The sequence below is a fragment of the Solibacillus sp. FSL W8-0474 genome, assembly GCF_038004065.1.
In the GTDB taxonomy this organism is placed as follows: domain Bacteria; phylum Bacillota; class Bacilli; order Bacillales_A; family Planococcaceae; genus Solibacillus; species Solibacillus faecavium.
This window is the reverse complement of the sequence record NZ_JBBOQJ010000001.1, coordinates 1,119,059-1,134,835: the sequence shown is the minus strand read 5'-3', so window position 1 is coordinate 1,134,835 and position 15,777 is coordinate 1,119,059. Positions and strand designations below refer to the sequence as shown.

Annotated in this window: 13 protein-coding genes and 2 pseudogenes; 7 read left to right on the top strand and 8 right to left on the bottom strand. The window is 35.5% G+C overall.

Annotation, left to right across the window (positions count from 1 at the left end):
- Positions 1-823: 823 nt before the first annotated feature.
- Entirely contained in the window at positions 824-1,540 is a 717-nt protein-coding gene (locus NYE67_RS05520) for a conserved phage C-terminal domain-containing protein (RefSeq protein WP_340729416.1), read from the top strand.
- Between the two features lie 155 nt (positions 1,541-1,695).
- Here NYE67_RS05520 and NYE67_RS05515 read toward each other — a convergent pair whose 3' ends face one another.
- The gene (locus tag NYE67_RS05515) at positions 1,696-3,372 is read right to left on the bottom strand and encodes a phospho-sugar mutase (protein WP_340730884.1); all 1,677 of its coding nucleotides are present in this window, start codon (positions 3,370-3,372) and stop codon (positions 1,696-1,698) included.
- Positions 3,372-4,664: a glucose-6-phosphate isomerase gene (locus NYE67_RS05510; protein ID WP_340729415.1), complete on the bottom strand. Its 1,293-nt coding sequence runs from the start codon at positions 4,662-4,664 to the stop codon at positions 3,372-3,374. Before NYE67_RS05510 ends, NYE67_RS05515 begins: the two co-directional genes overlap by 1 nt.
- Positions 4,665-5,857: 1,193 nt before the next feature.
- On the opposite strand from NYE67_RS05510, the gene NYE67_RS05505 reads away from it, so the two are divergent.
- Positions 5,858-6,127: a hypothetical protein gene (locus NYE67_RS05505; RefSeq protein WP_340729414.1), complete on the top strand. Its 270-nt coding sequence runs from the start codon at positions 5,858-5,860 to the stop codon at positions 6,125-6,127.
- Between the two features lie 604 nt (positions 6,128-6,731).
- Positions 6,732-7,382: pseudogene (locus NYE67_RS20775) on the top strand (IS21 family transposase); the annotation flags it as partial.
- 61 nt (positions 7,383-7,443) lie between these two features.
- Here the strand turns inward: NYE67_RS20775 and istB (NYE67_RS05495) are convergent.
- Both istB (NYE67_RS05495) and NYE67_RS05490 read right to left on the bottom strand, forming a co-directional pair.
- A complete protein-coding gene (gene istB, locus NYE67_RS05495; RefSeq protein ID WP_340729413.1) occupies positions 7,444-8,217 on the bottom strand; it encodes an IS21-like element helper ATPase IstB in 774 nt (257 codons plus the stop codon).
- Between the two features lies 1 nt (position 8,218).
- Positions 8,219-8,398: a hypothetical protein gene (locus tag NYE67_RS05490; protein ID WP_340729412.1), complete on the bottom strand. Its 180-nt coding sequence runs from the start codon at positions 8,396-8,398 to the stop codon at positions 8,219-8,221.
- 408 nt (positions 8,399-8,806) lie between these two features.
- On the opposite strand from NYE67_RS05490, the gene istA (NYE67_RS05485) reads away from it, so the two are divergent.
- Complete coding sequence (gene istA, locus NYE67_RS05485) at positions 8,807-10,237, top strand: IS21 family transposase (RefSeq protein ID WP_340729162.1); 1,431 nt, start codon at positions 8,807-8,809, stop codon at positions 10,235-10,237.
- On the top strand, positions 10,230-10,952 hold the full coding sequence (gene istB / locus NYE67_RS05480) for an IS21-like element helper ATPase IstB (protein ID WP_340729163.1): 723 nt from the start codon (positions 10,230-10,232) through the stop codon (positions 10,950-10,952). Before istA (NYE67_RS05485) ends, istB (NYE67_RS05480) begins: the two co-directional genes overlap by 8 nt.
- Here istB (NYE67_RS05480) and istA (NYE67_RS05475) read toward each other — a convergent pair.
- Positions 10,926-12,116 carry an IS21 family transposase gene (istA, locus tag NYE67_RS05475; protein ID WP_340729411.1) on the bottom strand — a complete coding sequence of 397 codons (1,191 nt, stop codon included), beginning with the start codon at positions 12,114-12,116 and terminating at the stop codon, positions 10,926-10,928. The genes istB (NYE67_RS05480) and istA (NYE67_RS05475) overlap by 27 nt on opposite strands.
- A gap of 149 nt (positions 12,117-12,265) precedes the next feature.
- Here istA (NYE67_RS05475) and NYE67_RS05470 point away from each other — a divergent pair.
- Both NYE67_RS05470 and istB (NYE67_RS05465) read left to right on the top strand, forming a co-directional pair.
- Positions 12,266-13,174, top strand: a pseudogene (locus NYE67_RS05470) (Mu transposase domain-containing protein); the annotation flags it as partial.
- Positions 13,174-13,926, top strand: coding sequence for an IS21-like element helper ATPase IstB (istB, locus tag NYE67_RS05465; RefSeq protein WP_340729409.1), 753 nt, complete (start codon positions 13,174-13,176; stop codon positions 13,924-13,926). The pseudogene NYE67_RS05470 and the gene istB (NYE67_RS05465), both read left to right, overlap by 1 nt.
- A gap of 701 nt (positions 13,927-14,627) precedes the next feature.
- Here the strand turns inward: istB (NYE67_RS05465) and NYE67_RS05460 are convergent.
- From NYE67_RS05460 to NYE67_RS05450, 3 genes are all read right to left on the bottom strand, one after another.
- Positions 14,628-14,987, bottom strand: a complete 360-nt coding sequence (locus tag NYE67_RS05460) for an acyltransferase family protein (RefSeq protein ID WP_340729408.1) — start codon at positions 14,985-14,987, stop codon at positions 14,628-14,630.
- Between the two features lie 32 nt (positions 14,988-15,019).
- A complete protein-coding gene (locus tag NYE67_RS05455; protein ID WP_340729407.1) occupies positions 15,020-15,322 on the bottom strand; it encodes a hypothetical protein in 303 nt (100 codons plus the stop codon).
- Between the two features lie 77 nt (positions 15,323-15,399).
- On the bottom strand, positions 15,400-15,669 hold the full coding sequence (locus tag NYE67_RS05450; protein WP_340729406.1) for an acyltransferase family protein: 270 nt from the start codon (positions 15,667-15,669) through the stop codon (positions 15,400-15,402).
- Positions 15,670-15,777 lie beyond the last annotated feature (108 nt).

The window sequence follows — 15,777 nt, the reverse complement described above, 5'->3', positions numbered from 1 at the left end:
TTCAAAGATTAGTGGAATGAAAGTGAGTGTGAATAATAATACAGATATAGTGGAGTTATGATCGCTTAAATTATTGCTGTTAATAGATTATAAAAATGAATTTTAATGATTACAGAAAATACCATAACTTTCTTTTTTAATATTATAGTCACGAGTGATTTAATATATACCTAATATTGTAAGATTTCTCTCTATTAATTATTGAAATGCCAAATAGCACCCCCTTGTTAGGAGACGGGGGTCACTCTATATTTTTTAGTTGTCGATTTCACTCGAAATATCATTTCTACTGAGAGTTTTGATAAAAATAGACAGCATTCGTCAGCACGTTATTTTAAATTGGGAATCCAAAAATAATGTAGAATGTTGTCATCAACATATTTTAAATAAGTCGTTTTTTGGTTAAAAAAATCACGGAAATAGAGCATACTACATATAAGTATTATGTAAACTAACCTTCTCTTTGGGCAAGAATTAATTATTTAAGAATAATTTTCTTTAATAAATTTCAGCCTCATTGCAACCTCATTTCTTCAGCGCAAAAAAACCTCTTCCATCGACCTGTTTTCATCCTCTCAACAACGAACCATTTGTGTCCCTTCTACATGTACCCAAAAAAGTCCGCTCAAAAAGATTTAATTATTTTTTTAATTATTTTTAAAAAGATATATTGTTGCGTTAAAACGCAACTGCGTGTTTTTTTCTTAGTGGCATTTCTTAATCGGATCTCCAAAAAAAATTATTTTCACTTTGTCTGTCCCTTTTTTTGATTTAGGGAGCCATATATATGGCAAGACAGAATTCAGAAGTTGGAGGTTAGAACATGAAATTATTAGTGAACGATAGACAGTTGTTTGTATCACAAAGTTTGGCAGCGCGAATCGGTGTGGAGGAGGCGTTATTCCTTCAGCAGCTGCATTATCAATTACAAACGCAAGGTATGGAGAAAGACGGACACATTTGGTACCGCCAAACTTATCAAGGGTGGGCAAATCAATGCTTCTATTGGAGCATTACGAAAGTTAAAAGGCTTATAACGAAATTGGAACACTACGAAATTATTATTTCATCAAACAAATTTAACCGGTTCAATACTGACCGTTCGAAATGGTACCGAATTGATTATGGAAAAATTGACGAGCTGCTTCAGAAAAAAAATTATGCCCAGGAGGAGTTGTTCTTTGAAGAGCCAAACCTAGAAGAAAAGGAAAAGAAAACGAATACTGACCAAAGTGACGAGATTACAAACAATATCCGCTACTTAAATGAAAAAGCCAAAAAGCAGTTTAATGAACATTCAAAAACAAATATCCGACTGATCAAAGCCATTTTAAAGGAAGGCTATATCGTAGAGGATTGCTACTTAGTCATTGATGAGCAAGTGAGGAACTGGAAGAACGATTTGCAAATGAATAAATATTTAAGACCAATTACGTTGTTCCAATCAGGCTATTTTGAAAGTTATTTAAACGATGCGCTTACAAGACAGCAGGAAAATGAGATTGATTTTGAGCCAGTCGTGCTCGATTTTGATGAATGAGAATATGTATGATTAAAAGGGGATTTTTTGGAGAAGAAGATAAAAATGCTCCCTATTTAATAAACAGATTTTATTTTTAATCTGTCTACCTAATGGGGAGCATATCACAAGTACCCGTTTTTCAACTTAAATGTCAATCCATCTGGTGCATCATTCTATACAAAGTGCAGCTTCAATCGTTCTAAACGTTCTGCTGACTCACTAGCACTTTCTCCTGTTACGCCAAAATAATACTTACATTTGGGTTCAGTTCCTGATGGACGGATGGCGATCCATGATTCGTCTTCCAGTATGAATTTCAGTACATTTTCATTCGGTAAATCAATTGGTAGCTGGTCACCTGTAATAGCAGTTGCTGTTGCTGTTAAATAATCTTCGTATAGAACAACTTTTTTACCCGCTATTTCAGCTGGGGGATTTTGGCGAACTGTATCTAACAATTCGGCCATTTCCTCTTGACCCGATTTACCTTCAAAAACTTTTGAAATGAGTGCTTCTTTGTAATAGCCAAACTGCTTATATACATCTTCTAAGGCATCGAGCAATGTCTTACCCTGTGTCTCATAGAAGCTTGCCATTTCCGCAACTTTTAGTGCCACTTGCACCGCGTCCTTATCGCGTACAAATGTTTCGATTAAATAGCCGTAGCTTTCCTCATAGCCGAACAAATACTTATAAGAACCAGACTGTTCATATTCAGCAATTTTTTCAGCAATGTATTTGAAACCTGTTAATGTATTAACTGCCTCCACACCATAATGGGCAGCAATCTTCGCACCTAATTCCGATGTGACAATTGTTTTAATCATGACACCATTTTCAGGGAGTGTACCGTTACTTTGCTTTGTTTGTAGAAGATAGTTTAACAGTAATGCCCCTAACTGATTACCCGTTAACAGGTCATAAGTTTCACCGTTTCTAACTGCAACGCCTAAACGGTCTGCATCCGGATCGGTCGCGAGCAGTAAGTCTGCCCCTACTTTATGACCAAGCTCCATCGCCATCTCAAAAGCTGCGGCTTCTTCTGGGTTAGGATATGGAACAGTTGGAAAAGCACCATCTTGAATGGCTTGCTCTTCAACGACATATACTTCCTCGAATCCAAATGCTTTTAACCCTTCACATACAGGCACTAACCCAGCACCGTGAAGTGGTGTGTAAACGAGCTTCATATTGCTTTTCAAAGGCTGTTCTTTTAACTGAAGCAGACTCGATTGATAAGCCTGATCAATCTTCTCTAAAATATATTGACTATATTGTTCAAATTCTGCTGTTTTAATTTCAAAAATATCGTCAATTTTATCCATATAAGAAACGATCGTATCTGCTCCTGCAGGTACAAGCTGTGCTCCATCTGCACCATATACTTTAAATCCGTTATACTGTTTCGGATTATGGCTCGCCGTAATAACTACACCCGCATAAGCGTATAAATAGCGTACGGCAAATGAAAGCTCAGGAGTAGGTCGCGATTCACTAAACACATAACTGTGGACACCGTAAGCCCCTAAAACTTTAGCAGTTTCAACAGCGAACTCTTTTGAAAAGTGACGTGTATCATACGCAATGACAACACCTCTTGTCTTTGCTTCCTCGCCACCTTCACATACATACTGCGCAAGACCTGCCGCTGCACGGCGTACTGTATAAATATTCATACGATTTGTACCAACACCTAATATGCCGCGCATGCCGCCTGTACCGAATTTTACATTCTGATAGAAATGATCTTCTACTAATCGTTCGTCTGTACGAATTTCATCTAATTCTTTTTTTAAGTATTCCGGCAATTTAGCTGATGCCCATTGTTCAAGCTGAGTTTTAACTGTAATCACTTCTTCACCTTCTCCTGCTTTAGCAATTCCATTATTTTTTTCTTATACGCTTCGACACCTGGCTGGTCAAATGGATTAACTTCCAGTAAGAGCGCACTCATCGCACATGCTTTCATAAAGAAATAAATTAAATAACCTAAATGGTATTCATCTAATTTATCCAGTTCCAACTGAATGACAGGCACGCCGCCTTCCGAATGAGCAAGTGCAGTACCTTGCTTGGAAACCGCGTTAATTTCATTAAATGTACGACCGGCTAAGTAATTTAAACCATCTTCATCACGTTCATCAAACGGTACTTTATAATCAACATTAATTTCCTTAAAGTGTAGCAATGTCTCAAATAATATTGGACTACCTTCCTGAATAAATTGACCGATTGAATGTAAATCAGTCGAAAAATTGGCCGATGTCGGGAAAAGACCTTTAGCCTGTTTTCCTTCACTTTCGCCAAATAGTTGCATCCACCATTCATGGAATCGTTTCAATGCAGGTTCAAATGAAGCGAGCAATTCTACTTTATAGCCTTGTGTATGTAATGCATGACGTAACACTGCATAACGATACGCTTCATTATCTTCTAAATGAGAGGCTGAAAATTCAGTTGCAGCTGATTTTGCGCCACTCATTAAGGCGTTAATATCAATGCCAGCAACAGCAAGCGGTAATAATCCTACAGGAGTTAATACCGAATATCGCCCACCGACATTTGAAGGGATTTCAAATTGACGGTATCCTGAGTTATTAGCAATTTCACGCAAGATCCCCGTCTCTGCATCAGTAGTTACGATAATACGGTTCTTTGCTTCTACACCATATTTATCCTCCATATATTGACGAAATACGCGGAAGGCTAATGCAGGCTCCATCGTGCCACCTGATTTCGAAATCACATTTACAAAGACACGCTTATCTTTTATATAATCGATTAAACCTTGGACATACGCACCACTTATATTTTGACCGACATATACCACTTCAATGCCGGATTTCCGTTCAATAAAATGGGGAGTTAATGCATTTTGTACTGCACGCGCACCTAAATAGGATCCACCTATCCCTACTACGATAAGAATGTCGGCTTTTAGTTTTATTTCTGTCGCAACCTCATGAATATGTTCATACAATGCCGATTGATTCTCAAGTGGCGAGTGCATCCAGCCGGTTGTATTATGATTCGTTCGATGTAAGTAATCGTGAAGAACTTCTACTTTTTTTGTATAGTGATGCCAATCAATGTTTGTTAAATCATAGTTTAAGATATGCTTTTTAAGTAATTGGAGCTGCAAAAAAATTCCTCCATCCTTAATTATTAGATTTAATTTTTTAAACTTATAGGTTTAATATATGTAGGCGAGTTCTCATTTATTAAGAAATAAGAGATAATCTAATATTAGGGAAATTAAAAGTGACTCACTTATATAATGAAATATTCTAAAATTAAAAAGTTAGGGAAAAATAGGAGTTATTGAATGAAATAGATTTGAATGATTATTGGGGTAAATGAGTATAATTGAGCGTTTGAGCTAGTATTGCGGAATATTATACCACTAAGTGCGGATGTATGAGTCTGTCTCCTGCTAGAACTGGTTGTTCGATGACTTAAGTCATTAAAAGAACGTACTAACAATTTTTGATATGCGCAGTATAACCATCATTCATAACGAGCAATTCATCCAAAAATCCATAGCCCGAGCTTAAGACTAGTATCATCTTGAAATTGGTCATTTAAACATGAATCCGGTGAAAAAGATAACCTTTAAATCAACACGGTTGTTCTTTTGTTGTAAAACGTTCAAAATTGGATCCAATAATTTTTGGTCCCCCATGGAAACAATGATTCTTATAATGGTTTGAATTATTCCCATTTGATGGTTCGATAAACACCGTTCGATTATAATTTTAGGATGAATCGATGCAAATTGAGGCTCCACATATTTCAGTATATAGTCCGTTACCATCATCTCCGCCAGTTGAAGCTTCGTTTCTCGATAATCATTTAGTGTTTATAAGAAGTTGCTTGTTCATTCATTCGAAAGTGCGAGAGAACTTGGACTTTTAATTCTTCAATTTGTTTGGAACGATTGCGTAAATGATTTCGATTTTGAAACAATTCCCCTTTTTCATTACTAATAGGGTGTTCTGCTATAGTTGTCCCATTAATAGTATGAGAGACAACCAAATTCTTGTCCTTAATTACTATTCTAACTTTGTTATTTGGCAATTGCATTATATGTACCGACAGCTACTGAGTAACGGTTTGATGCATAGCGAATCGTGTTGTCTTTCCCTACGTTCCTTGTTAAACTATGTATAGGTGTACTTTCTCCTGAAAATATAAACGAGACCGGTAGTAAGTATTGCTATAAATTATATAATATTCCCCTACAAATAGCCTGAAAAGTTATTTTTGACGCATAAATTATCAAAAACGAATGATAGGATTGCTTAAAATTTCTTTGTATAATTAAATATAATACAAATGAAGGAAGAAATTTACTTGATCGGGTTAGAAAAATCGATTATTTATGAATTAGGTACATTTGAAGCCGAAGTATATAGTGTTGAAGTTTTTAATTACGAAGATTTAATGATCTCCATTAATTTAAAGAAGTTTATGAATCAACAATATTCAGCAGATTATACTATTGAGATTAAAGATCGAATAATTAGTGGTGCAACCGGTATCTTCTCTTCTAAAGAACAAGCTTTATTTACTGCAGAGAAATTTATATTGAAGGCATTGCGTTAATAAAAATTATCTCCCGAAATGTATAACATGCAGCTGGGATTATCCCAACTGCACCCTCACTAGAAAGAGAAAAGTGAGGGTGTTTTTTGTGCACTTTTCGTCATTTTTACACCGTATTGACGCACTACCCACATACTATAATATAACTTGTACTCTTCCAGGAATCGTTTATAAAGATATTCCAGTAGGTAGTATTGAAATTCGTTACACAATTAATGATGAGATAATCAGTAGCAATTATCCCAATCAGTACGAGTTTGACCTTAATAAAGGTCAGCGAATTTTACATAATCAGAGAAAATTCAGAACGTATTATGATGAGTTTTTGAAATAAATGAAAATGGAGTAGCAGAAACCCCAATTATCCCCAACTAATATAATCGGGATAGCGCTTTAAGGTTTGTATGGGGTCAAAAATTATGCGGACTTATCTTGATTGAATTCAATGCGCATTTAAAGATAATTTAAGTATATCTTCAAAATTTTTACTCTCAACTCCAAAATCTGTATTTGTTAAGCTAAAACTGAGCCACAAACGCAATTGAAATTTGAGCCACTTTATATCAAAATAATCCTAACTGTTAAAAGTTAGGAGGATATAGAGGTGATCAGTTTGGAGAAAAAGCAATTGGTATTGATTGAGTACTATCAGCACAATACAAGTCAGCGTCAAATTGCAGAGAAGCTTAATATGTCACGAAATACTGTTAAGAAATATATCGAACAAGACTTAGTGGCAAGACAACAAGATACGAGAAATTTACCGATCACAGATAATTACGTTACGCCTCCGGCATATAAAAAGCGTAAGGGAAAAAAGAGAGCTTTAACAAATACGGTGATGAAGCGTATTCGCGAGATGATGAAACAGAATGAAAATAAGCGTGAAGTAAATATGCATAAGCAGCAATTAAAGATTATTGATATACATGACAAGCTTTTAGATGAAGGTTTTAAAATCGGCTATACAACAGTTCGCAATTTCGTGAATCGTGAAGAAAAGAAGCAAAAGGAAGTATTCATCCGCCAAGAGCCTAAAGTTGGTCGTGAAATTGAGTTTGATTGGGGAGAAGTAAAGTTATTTATCGCTGGAAAACTAAGAAGTTTTTCAATGGCAGTATTTACTCTAGCCTATAGTAACGATCGCTTTGCGCGACTCTACGAATCAGAAACAATGGTTTGTGTACAGGATGCACACGTAAAATGTATCGAAGCTTTAGGCTTTGTGCCACATGTTTTTACATACGACAATATGCTGTAACCGTCAAGTAGAATTAAACAGTTTTTCACAAATAAGTTTCAACAGTTTTCACCAATTAAGTTTCAACAGTTTGATGTTGGAATAAAGCCTTTCTATATTTCATTCGAATACTATCTGCCTCTTTGTCAAATGTGATAATCTCACTTCGATGAAGTAAGCGATCCAAAATAGCGGTTGTTAATGTTGGGTCTCCTAAAAACTTCCCCCATTCTCCTGGACCTTTGTTTGATGTCAAAATAAATGCAGCTTTATCATATAAATCATAGATAAATTGAAAGAATAAGTTAGCTTCCTGAGCTTCGTATGTCATGTACATCACGTCATCAATGATAATCAAATCAGATGTAATGATCCGCTTGTAACGAGTTTTCGACTTGTTGGTATATTCTTTTGTTTTTAAAACATACATGAGTTGGCTCATGGAGATAAAGGATACTTGGTATCCTCTCTCCACGGCGTGTATTCCTAAAGCGATAGACAAATGCGTTTTACCAGCTCCAGTTGGGCCCATCATAATTAATGTGAAATATTCTTCAATCCAATTCAATTCTTTTAGAACATTAAGTTGCTTTTCTCCAATTGCTGATTGTTCCTTCAAGTTATATTCTTCAAAAGTTAACTTCTCTGGAAACTCAGCCCACTTCATTAATCTCTCATTATTCTTTTTCTCTCTACAGTTTAATTCGTAACTCAAGATTTCGTGAATCAATTCATGATAAGTCCAATTCTTTGATTCCGCTGCTCGCATTAGATTCGGTAACTCTTTTGCTGTCTCAGCCAGACGTAGGGTGCGACATTTGTCTTGTAATAATTCGAAAGGATGGGTCATATTAATCTCTACCTCCAGCTAAGACTTTTAAATAAATATCTTCAGATCGTTCTGGCGCAATCAAATCCTTATATTTCTGATTCAGTTCAATAGCCGAAGGAGAGCCTTTTTGGCTCTGTATAGATAGAGAGTTGGCAATATCCCGAAAATCATTCGCACTTGTCATTTTGAGTTTTTTCATCTCTTCTAATGCCTGATCACAATGATTAGGGTAAACCTTTATTGCTTGTTCAAGTACTTTTAATTGATCAGTTAAATGTCGAGGGTATCGCTCTTTTAATTGATGTATTAACCACTGAATATTTTCTTTATCTAAAAATACATCTTCGATTTGTTTGATTAATAATTCTCGTTTAGATGTTCCGTATTCTCAATGGAAAGGGTCAGAAATAACACGACCTCGTTCACTAGAAATTTTATGTTTTGCTAATATTGAGCCAGTTGTTTATTGCAAAATAAAAGTGCAGACTAGTGCAAAGAATTTGTACAGAGTCCTGCACTATTTTTGTGCATAAAAAAAGACTTGCCAGCCACCCCAAGTCCCTCTACTCTTTTAGGTGTCGAATCCAAAAAGTGGAGGTAAGAAAGGATGCTAGCAATGTCTGAAGTTAATTGTATCAAAACATTACGAAATGAAAAAGGACTATCTATTACCGAAATTGCCAATACAATGCAAGTGAATTGGCGCACTGCCAAAAAATATGGCGATGGAGATCAATTGCCTCAAGAGAAAACTCATTTGAAAACGGGCATGATGTACGACGAAGAATGGGGAGAAATCGTAATTGATTGGTTAGAAGAGGATTTAAAACTTAAGAAAAAGTTACGCCGTACAAATAAGAAAATGTTTGAAGATTTAGTAAAGAAGGGCTTCAAAGGTTCCTATAGAACACTTTGTAATTTCATTCAAGAATGGAAAGCAGCACAAGAAGACGAAATAGACAAAGGTCATGAACGTTTAGAACATCCAGAAGGAGAAGCTCAAGTAGATTTCGGGATTATGGAAGCTGTTCAAGATGGCAAAATACTTGATGTTCACGCATTGGTCATGTCATTTCCAGCAAGTAATACAGCATTTGCGGTACCGATGCCCGGTGAAAATTTAGAGTGCTTTTTAGGCGGACTTCAAGTGTTATTTAAACAGGCTGGTGGTGTTCCATTGAGCATTCGAATTGATAACTTAACACCTGCGGTGAAAAAGGTAAGAAAAGGCGATTCAGAGGCACAACTAACAGAAGCCTTTCGACATTTCCAACAATATTACGGGTTTAAAGTGCAAGTATGTAACCCACGAAAAGGAAACGAAAAAGGTCATGTGGAAGGTAAAGTAGGTTATGTTCGTTATAACTTCTTTAGCCTATCTCCGGTAATAAAGGATCTTGAAGATTTAACGAATCAATTAGAACAACAATTATTCAAGGATCGTCAACGAGTTCATTATAAAAAAGAAGTAATGATTGATGAGCTGTGGCAGCGTGAGCAAAAGCAATTAATCAAATTACCTGAAAAACCGTATCCGGTATTTAAGCAGTTTTTAATCAAGTTTAATAAATATAATGAATTCAAACTTGATGGGCATTTGATTCATGTGCCAAGAGCAAGGAACTACGTCCAGCTTTCTTGTGTGACCTACTGGGATTCGTATAAAGTCATCACAAATGACGGAGAAATTTTATTATCTGATGCCCGACCTTATATGAGGAAACGTCGTTTTATTCCATGGAAGGAAATCTTAAAAGATTGGTTGAAAAAACCACGTGTTGTAGGGCATTCCCGTTACTCAATCTATCTGCCAACGCGCATTAAAGAGTATTTAACAGTTCCTTCACTTGCGTTAAGAAAACAACGGATTAATGAATTACTGACACTTTTACTTACACATGATATGAATGATATTGATCAAAATTTTTATAATTATATTGGCCGTGAGGCTGAAGAAACTGAACATCCTTACGGTGTTAATTGGACAGAATATGATGCCTTATCCCCAAAAGGGACGGAGGTGTTAAATCATGAATGAAGATATTTTAACACTCTGTAAGCAATTGAGATTAGCATATGTATCAGAAGCAATTAAAGAAGTGCCTTTTACTGAGCCGGAAGAATATCTGTATCAAGTTTTATTAAAAGAGCAGCTTGGCAGAGAACAAGCAAAAATAGCACGTAACTTGAAACAAGCTCGTTTCATTGATACAAAAACGCTAGAAAGCTACCAGTGGCATAAAGATATTTGTTTGCCTAGCCATTTAACGAAAGATGAGTTAGAACAGCTAGATTTTATTCGAAGAAAAGAGAATGTCATTTTAGTTGGCGCACCTGGAACAGGTAAAACACATTTAGCTTCTGCCCTTGGCCGAAAGGCTTGTGAGCATGGATTTGAAGTACGTTTTTATCGTGTATCGCATTTAGTTGAGGAGCTAGAGCAAGCCCTACATACGGGGAAATTGAAGCAGTTTAGAAGTAAATTAGAGAAAATTGATTTAATGATTTTAGATGAAATGGGTTATTTGCCCTTCGGCAAAGAAGGAGCAGAATTACTGTTTCAAATTATTTCAGAGTTCTATGAACAAAAGAGCTTAATTATCACTTCAAATTTAGAATTTAGTCAGTGGAACCGCATTTTCTCGGATTCACGTTTAACGGCAGCTCTGGTGGATCGTTTGATTCATCACGCCCACATTATTTCCTACACGGGCCAGAGCTTCCGTTTAACAAATGCATTGTCGAGAAAATAGGGGAATTATCGGGTGGCAACACTCTGTATTTTTCGTTGCAATTCTCTGCACTTTTCTCTTGCAAAATACACCAGTTTGCTTTAATCGAATAATTAACCAACCATCATCTTCTTGAACATATGCAATATTAGGCGCATCTGCTCTGAATGTACCTTTTGGTACACTATATCGATTTCCGCCAAAACGAATGACATTGTCCTTTTGTATACTTCTTGTTATACTAGAAGCGAGAATATTCTCGAAAATATAGGTACCAGAGACTTTCTTTAAGTGTTGCTTTTCGAGGGCGTGCACTTCAGAAGGTCTCTTTTTCGTATTATGATGTACCTTATAGTTTCCTGTTCGTTTGAGCCAGGCGTGACAAGATTGATTCCAATCTGTGATGTTATCAAATACACGATTTTTACTGAAGTTATTTTTGATAAACTTAACGACTTGTTCGATTTTTCCTTTCGACTCCGGGTCGCTTTTTCTACAAAGATATATATTAAATTGACGTGTTTGATGGTATTTGGTAAATTCCGCGGTCATAATCAAATCACCTGCATTTTCACTTACTGCTAATAACGCATCCTGATCATAAACAATTTCTTCAGAAATTCCCCCTAAATAATGGAAAGCACTCTCATGCATTCGAATGACATCAGCTGTACGAAACGGACGATCTAACCACTCCGCATATTTATACCTTGAATGAGAAAGTATAAAAGCAATGAAGTACAAACGCTTATTATGACCATCTTTATTCTTTACCACTGTTTGACCAAAGTCTACCTGTACTTGTTTTCCCATTGGTAGTTCTGGAACAGTGGCATATGTACGTTGAGTTAAAACTTTCGGGATATGATAACGATCTCTTAATTCATTTAAATAATTCCGAACGGTATTTTCAGCGACCTCTTTAAAGTTGAATTTCTCCTCCAACCAATCATAAACCTGTGCTCCTGATAAATCAGGATGTTCACGTAACCATTCAAGTATTTGATCATGAAACGGGTCCAATTTTTTCTCCCTAGTCCGTAAGGAACTTATGAACTCTTCAAATTCCTCAGTCGTCATATTCAAATAATCTATGACTGTATTTCTTGATATATTTAACTTTTTTGCAATTGCACTTTTTGAGAATCCCTCTTTATATAATCGGTGGATCTCTATATAATTCATAAACCTGTTCACTCCTAATTCCTCACCTTCAATAAACTTAATTTAAGTATATTGAAAGAATGATAGTTTTTGGGTAACTGTTTAATCTTATTTGGGGAATTCTGTTGATTTCTATTTGTGGAAAACTGTTAACTCTAGTTTAGCGTTTACATATGCGTACAGTTGTCAAAAACTTTATCGGTTATGACCGCTTTATTACCGACGGTATGAAAAGTTTATCCTTGCATTATCATTTTCAAATACGACCTTGTCAGCCTCGTAAAGGCAATGAAAAAGGCCATGTGGAGCGAAGTGTGGAATACATACGTCGTAAAGCATTTGCGCATCGAGATACGTTTGTTTCTTTAGAAGAGGCACAGGAGTATTTAGTTTCTATTATCGAAAAATTAAATAGTCGCGTTCATTATTTGAAAGAGAAAACACATCATGAATTGATGTTGGAAGAAAAAGCTGAACGAGCTGGCAGTTTAACAGCAGCACCGTTCGACCCTGCAGAATTAGTGGAACTACGTGTGGATAAATATAGTACTGTTACCTACCGTCACAATCGCTACTCTGTACCAGAGGGGCGTGTAGGAGAATACATTAAGTTAAAAGCTCGTGCAGAGGAAGTGCTTCTATTTTGCGAAGGTGAATGCATCGCGAAGCATAAACGAAGCTGGCAAGTTCATGCCTGGGTGATGAATATCTACCACTATTTAAACACCTTGGAAAAGAAAAAAGGTGCCTTAGCCCAAAGTGAATGTTTGAGCCAAGCACCAAAAGATATAAAAAATATCTACCACCGCTATTATATCGGAAATGAAAAAGATTTTCTAGAACTACTTGTTTATGTCAAAGAACGAGATTGCCTAACAAGAGTACTAGAAGTCATTACTGAACTAGAAAAGAACCCTTTGGTTCATCTAACAACGGAAAAAATCATTTTCTTAGCAGAACAGTCAGCTGAAGTACGTACTGTTCTAACTGGCCAAGATGATGTCACCAGTCAATCTTTAGATAATCTGTCTTCATTAGCAGCATTATTTCATTCTAAAGGAACAGGAGTGGTTCATTAATGGACAAGCAAAAAGAAATGATTGAAATGTGTAAAGAATTACGTTTACCAAGTATTCGTTCTTTACTTGAACAAGAAGCATTATTTGAACAACACACATCGCCGGCTGACTTTCTCTATTTCGCTTTAAAACAGGAAATGGAGGACCGTTACGTGCGAGCAAAAGCTAATCGAATTAGATTAGCCAACTTCCCGGAGAAAAAGCTATTAGAGGAATTAGATGTAGAGGCACTGCCGCAAAATGCGGCGGTTCGCCTTCCTCATTTGAAGGAACTAAAGTTTATTCAGGAGAAGCAAAATGTATTATTAATTGGCTCACCAGGTACCGGTAAAACCCATCTTGCGATTGGATTAGGCATAGAAGCCTGTTTAGCTGGATATAAAGTGTATTTCACGAGTGTAGCCTCACTTGTGAATCAATTAAAGGAAAGCCGTTCTGCGAGAACATTGCGTTCCTTTGAACTGAAATTTGAGAAGTATGATTTAGTAATTATCGATGAACTCGGTTACATTTCATTCGATAAAGAAGGAGCAGAACTTCTGTTCACGCACTTATCGTTACGTGCGGGTCGAGCAGCGACAATTATAACAAGTAATCTAACGTTTGAACGCTGGGAAGAAGTATTCCATGATCCAGTATTAACGTCAGCTTTAACCGATCGACTCACGCATCGAGCGCACATCATCAACATGATTGGTGGCTCCTATCGAATTTTAGAAACGAAAGAATGGATTGAACAGAGCAATTTTTAGTGGCTCAAATTTTAATTAACAATTGGCTCAAATTTAACTTGCGAAATACAAAAATCTTTATGCCAAACGAACTTCACCCCAATTGTTAGACATAAATAACAATTAAAGGTGCAGCGTTTATGTGGCGAAATATTCAGCAGAGGACAAACTGAAAGCCGTTTTGATACTTAGAGAGGAAGTAGAGTTCTATCGAAATCGCCCGATCGATAAAAAACAGACCATACGGTAATTTTAAAATGGACAAAACAATATAAAATATAACGGAGCAGAGGCCAACTTGAACAGCCTTCAGTACACCGAAGTCTAACCTTTTTCAAATGAGCTTTCTCCCGTGTCACTACTGTGTTAAAAATCCCCAAAACCAACTGCATAATATTCCTCACTACCCAGTTTCAACAGCTGGAGAAAATGAGAATATCCCAGCTTATTTCTTAGTCTCCATACGATAAGAATCGCCATTAATATTAAAACGTAAACGAGTGATATATATAACTCATTTATATTTCAAATTGGATTTTAATACACCAATATAAAATGATTATTTATCCCTATAATTAACTTTCCCATTATTATTACCAGAAATTACAAAAAGCTACTGCCTACTATGTAGACAGAAGCCTTAAAAGAAACTAAACCCATTCTAGAAATTTGCAACATTTTTTATATTAAGTATACGCAGAGCTAATTAACTAAAAGGCTTTCTAACTATTTTTCAATTGTCTGCTTACTTTTTTTGCACTGATTTGCTCAATTCTTTTGATGTTTTTAGATTTATTGCTCACAAATTTTTGAATTGGTTTTTCAATAAAGTAGGTAATTAAAGTAGCTAAAATAATAGACCCAGCTAGAGGGATTATTAGAAAAAATTCACTATTAAAACCATATTTCTCTAAATTGAATATAATAATATAACCAATATTTTGGTGAACTAGATAGAAGCTGTAAGAAATTGTTCCCAAAAAAATGAGCGGAGAAGTATTCAAGAAGCGTAATTTTTTATTAATCAATAAATAAAAAATCCCAAAAAACATCGTCACAAAAATATTAGATTGAATACTCATAAATAGATATTCATATAATAAACATAAGAGAATTATAAAAAAATGTATACTTTGTTTTTTTCTTTTATTAAATAAAACATAATGCCGGCTATAAATAAATGACTATATTTTGAAATTGATAAATTAATAATAATATTACCAAGAGAGTGGTTATTTAAATTACTGTAAATCATGACACAGGCAGAAAAAAATAACCAAATCAAAGAAATTGTTATGATTTTATCTTTAAAACCACAATATAGGATTAAACCCATTACTAAATAAAAAGTTAATTCAACTGTTAACGACCAATATGCCCCGTCTACATGCGGTATTCCGAAATGCCCCTGTAACATAGATAAATTAATAACAGCCTCTCCAAATGAAACTTCTCTTCCTTTTAAGCCAAAAGTATCAACTAAAAGGTAAGTAATTAAGCAGGATATAATCTAAATGCTCTTTTTATTGCAAACTCTTTCACATTATTAATTCTTCGCAACGTCATGAAAATTACAAAACCACTTATCATAAAAAATAAATTCACTCCCATATGCCCAAATGTAAAGTTGAGATAGGAAGATTTTTCATGACCAAATAATTCATTGTATCTAGTAGTATAATGAAATATTACTACCGCTAATGCTGCTAGACCACGGAGTGCATCAAGTTCCGTAAGCCTATCTTTTGATTCAGTACTACCCAAAGTATCATTTCCTCTCTTTTAACCGAATATATTGGTATTAGTTAGCTCCAACATGTTGCAAAGTTAATTGAAATTTATACTAGCCTACATAATAAGTTTGATAAAATA

Excerpts from the sequence above, each read along its gene's own strand:
- istB (WP_340729413.1), bottom strand. The coding sequence starts at position 8,217 with ATGACCCATCCTTTCGAATTATTACAAGACAAATGTCGCACCCTACGT.
- NYE67_RS05460 (WP_340729408.1), bottom strand. The coding sequence starts at position 14,987 with ATGAGTATTCAATCTAATATTTTTGTGACGATGTTTTTTGGGATTTTT.
- istB (WP_340729409.1), top strand. The coding sequence starts at position 13,174 with ATGGACAAGCAAAAAGAAATGATTGAAATGTGTAAAGAATTACGTTTA.
- istA (WP_340729411.1), bottom strand. The coding sequence starts at position 12,116 with ATGAATTATATAGAGATCCACCGATTATATAAAGAGGGATTCTCAAAA.
- NYE67_RS05520 (WP_340729416.1), top strand. The coding sequence starts at position 824 with ATGAAATTATTAGTGAACGATAGACAGTTGTTTGTATCACAAAGTTTG.
- NYE67_RS05490 (WP_340729412.1), bottom strand. The coding sequence starts at position 8,398 with ATGAAAAAACTCAAAATGACAAGTGCGAATGATTTTCGGGATATTGCC.
- istA (WP_340729162.1), top strand. The coding sequence starts at position 8,807 with ATGCTAGCAATGTCTGAAGTTAATTGTATCAAAACATTACGAAATGAA.
- NYE67_RS05505 (WP_340729414.1), top strand. The coding sequence starts at position 5,858 with ATGAAGGAAGAAATTTACTTGATCGGGTTAGAAAAATCGATTATTTAT.
- istB (WP_340729163.1), top strand. The coding sequence starts at position 10,230 with ATGAATGAAGATATTTTAACACTCTGTAAGCAATTGAGATTAGCATAT.
- NYE67_RS05455 (WP_340729407.1), bottom strand. The coding sequence starts at position 15,322 with ATGTTACAGGGGCATTTCGGAATACCGCATGTAGACGGGGCATATTGG.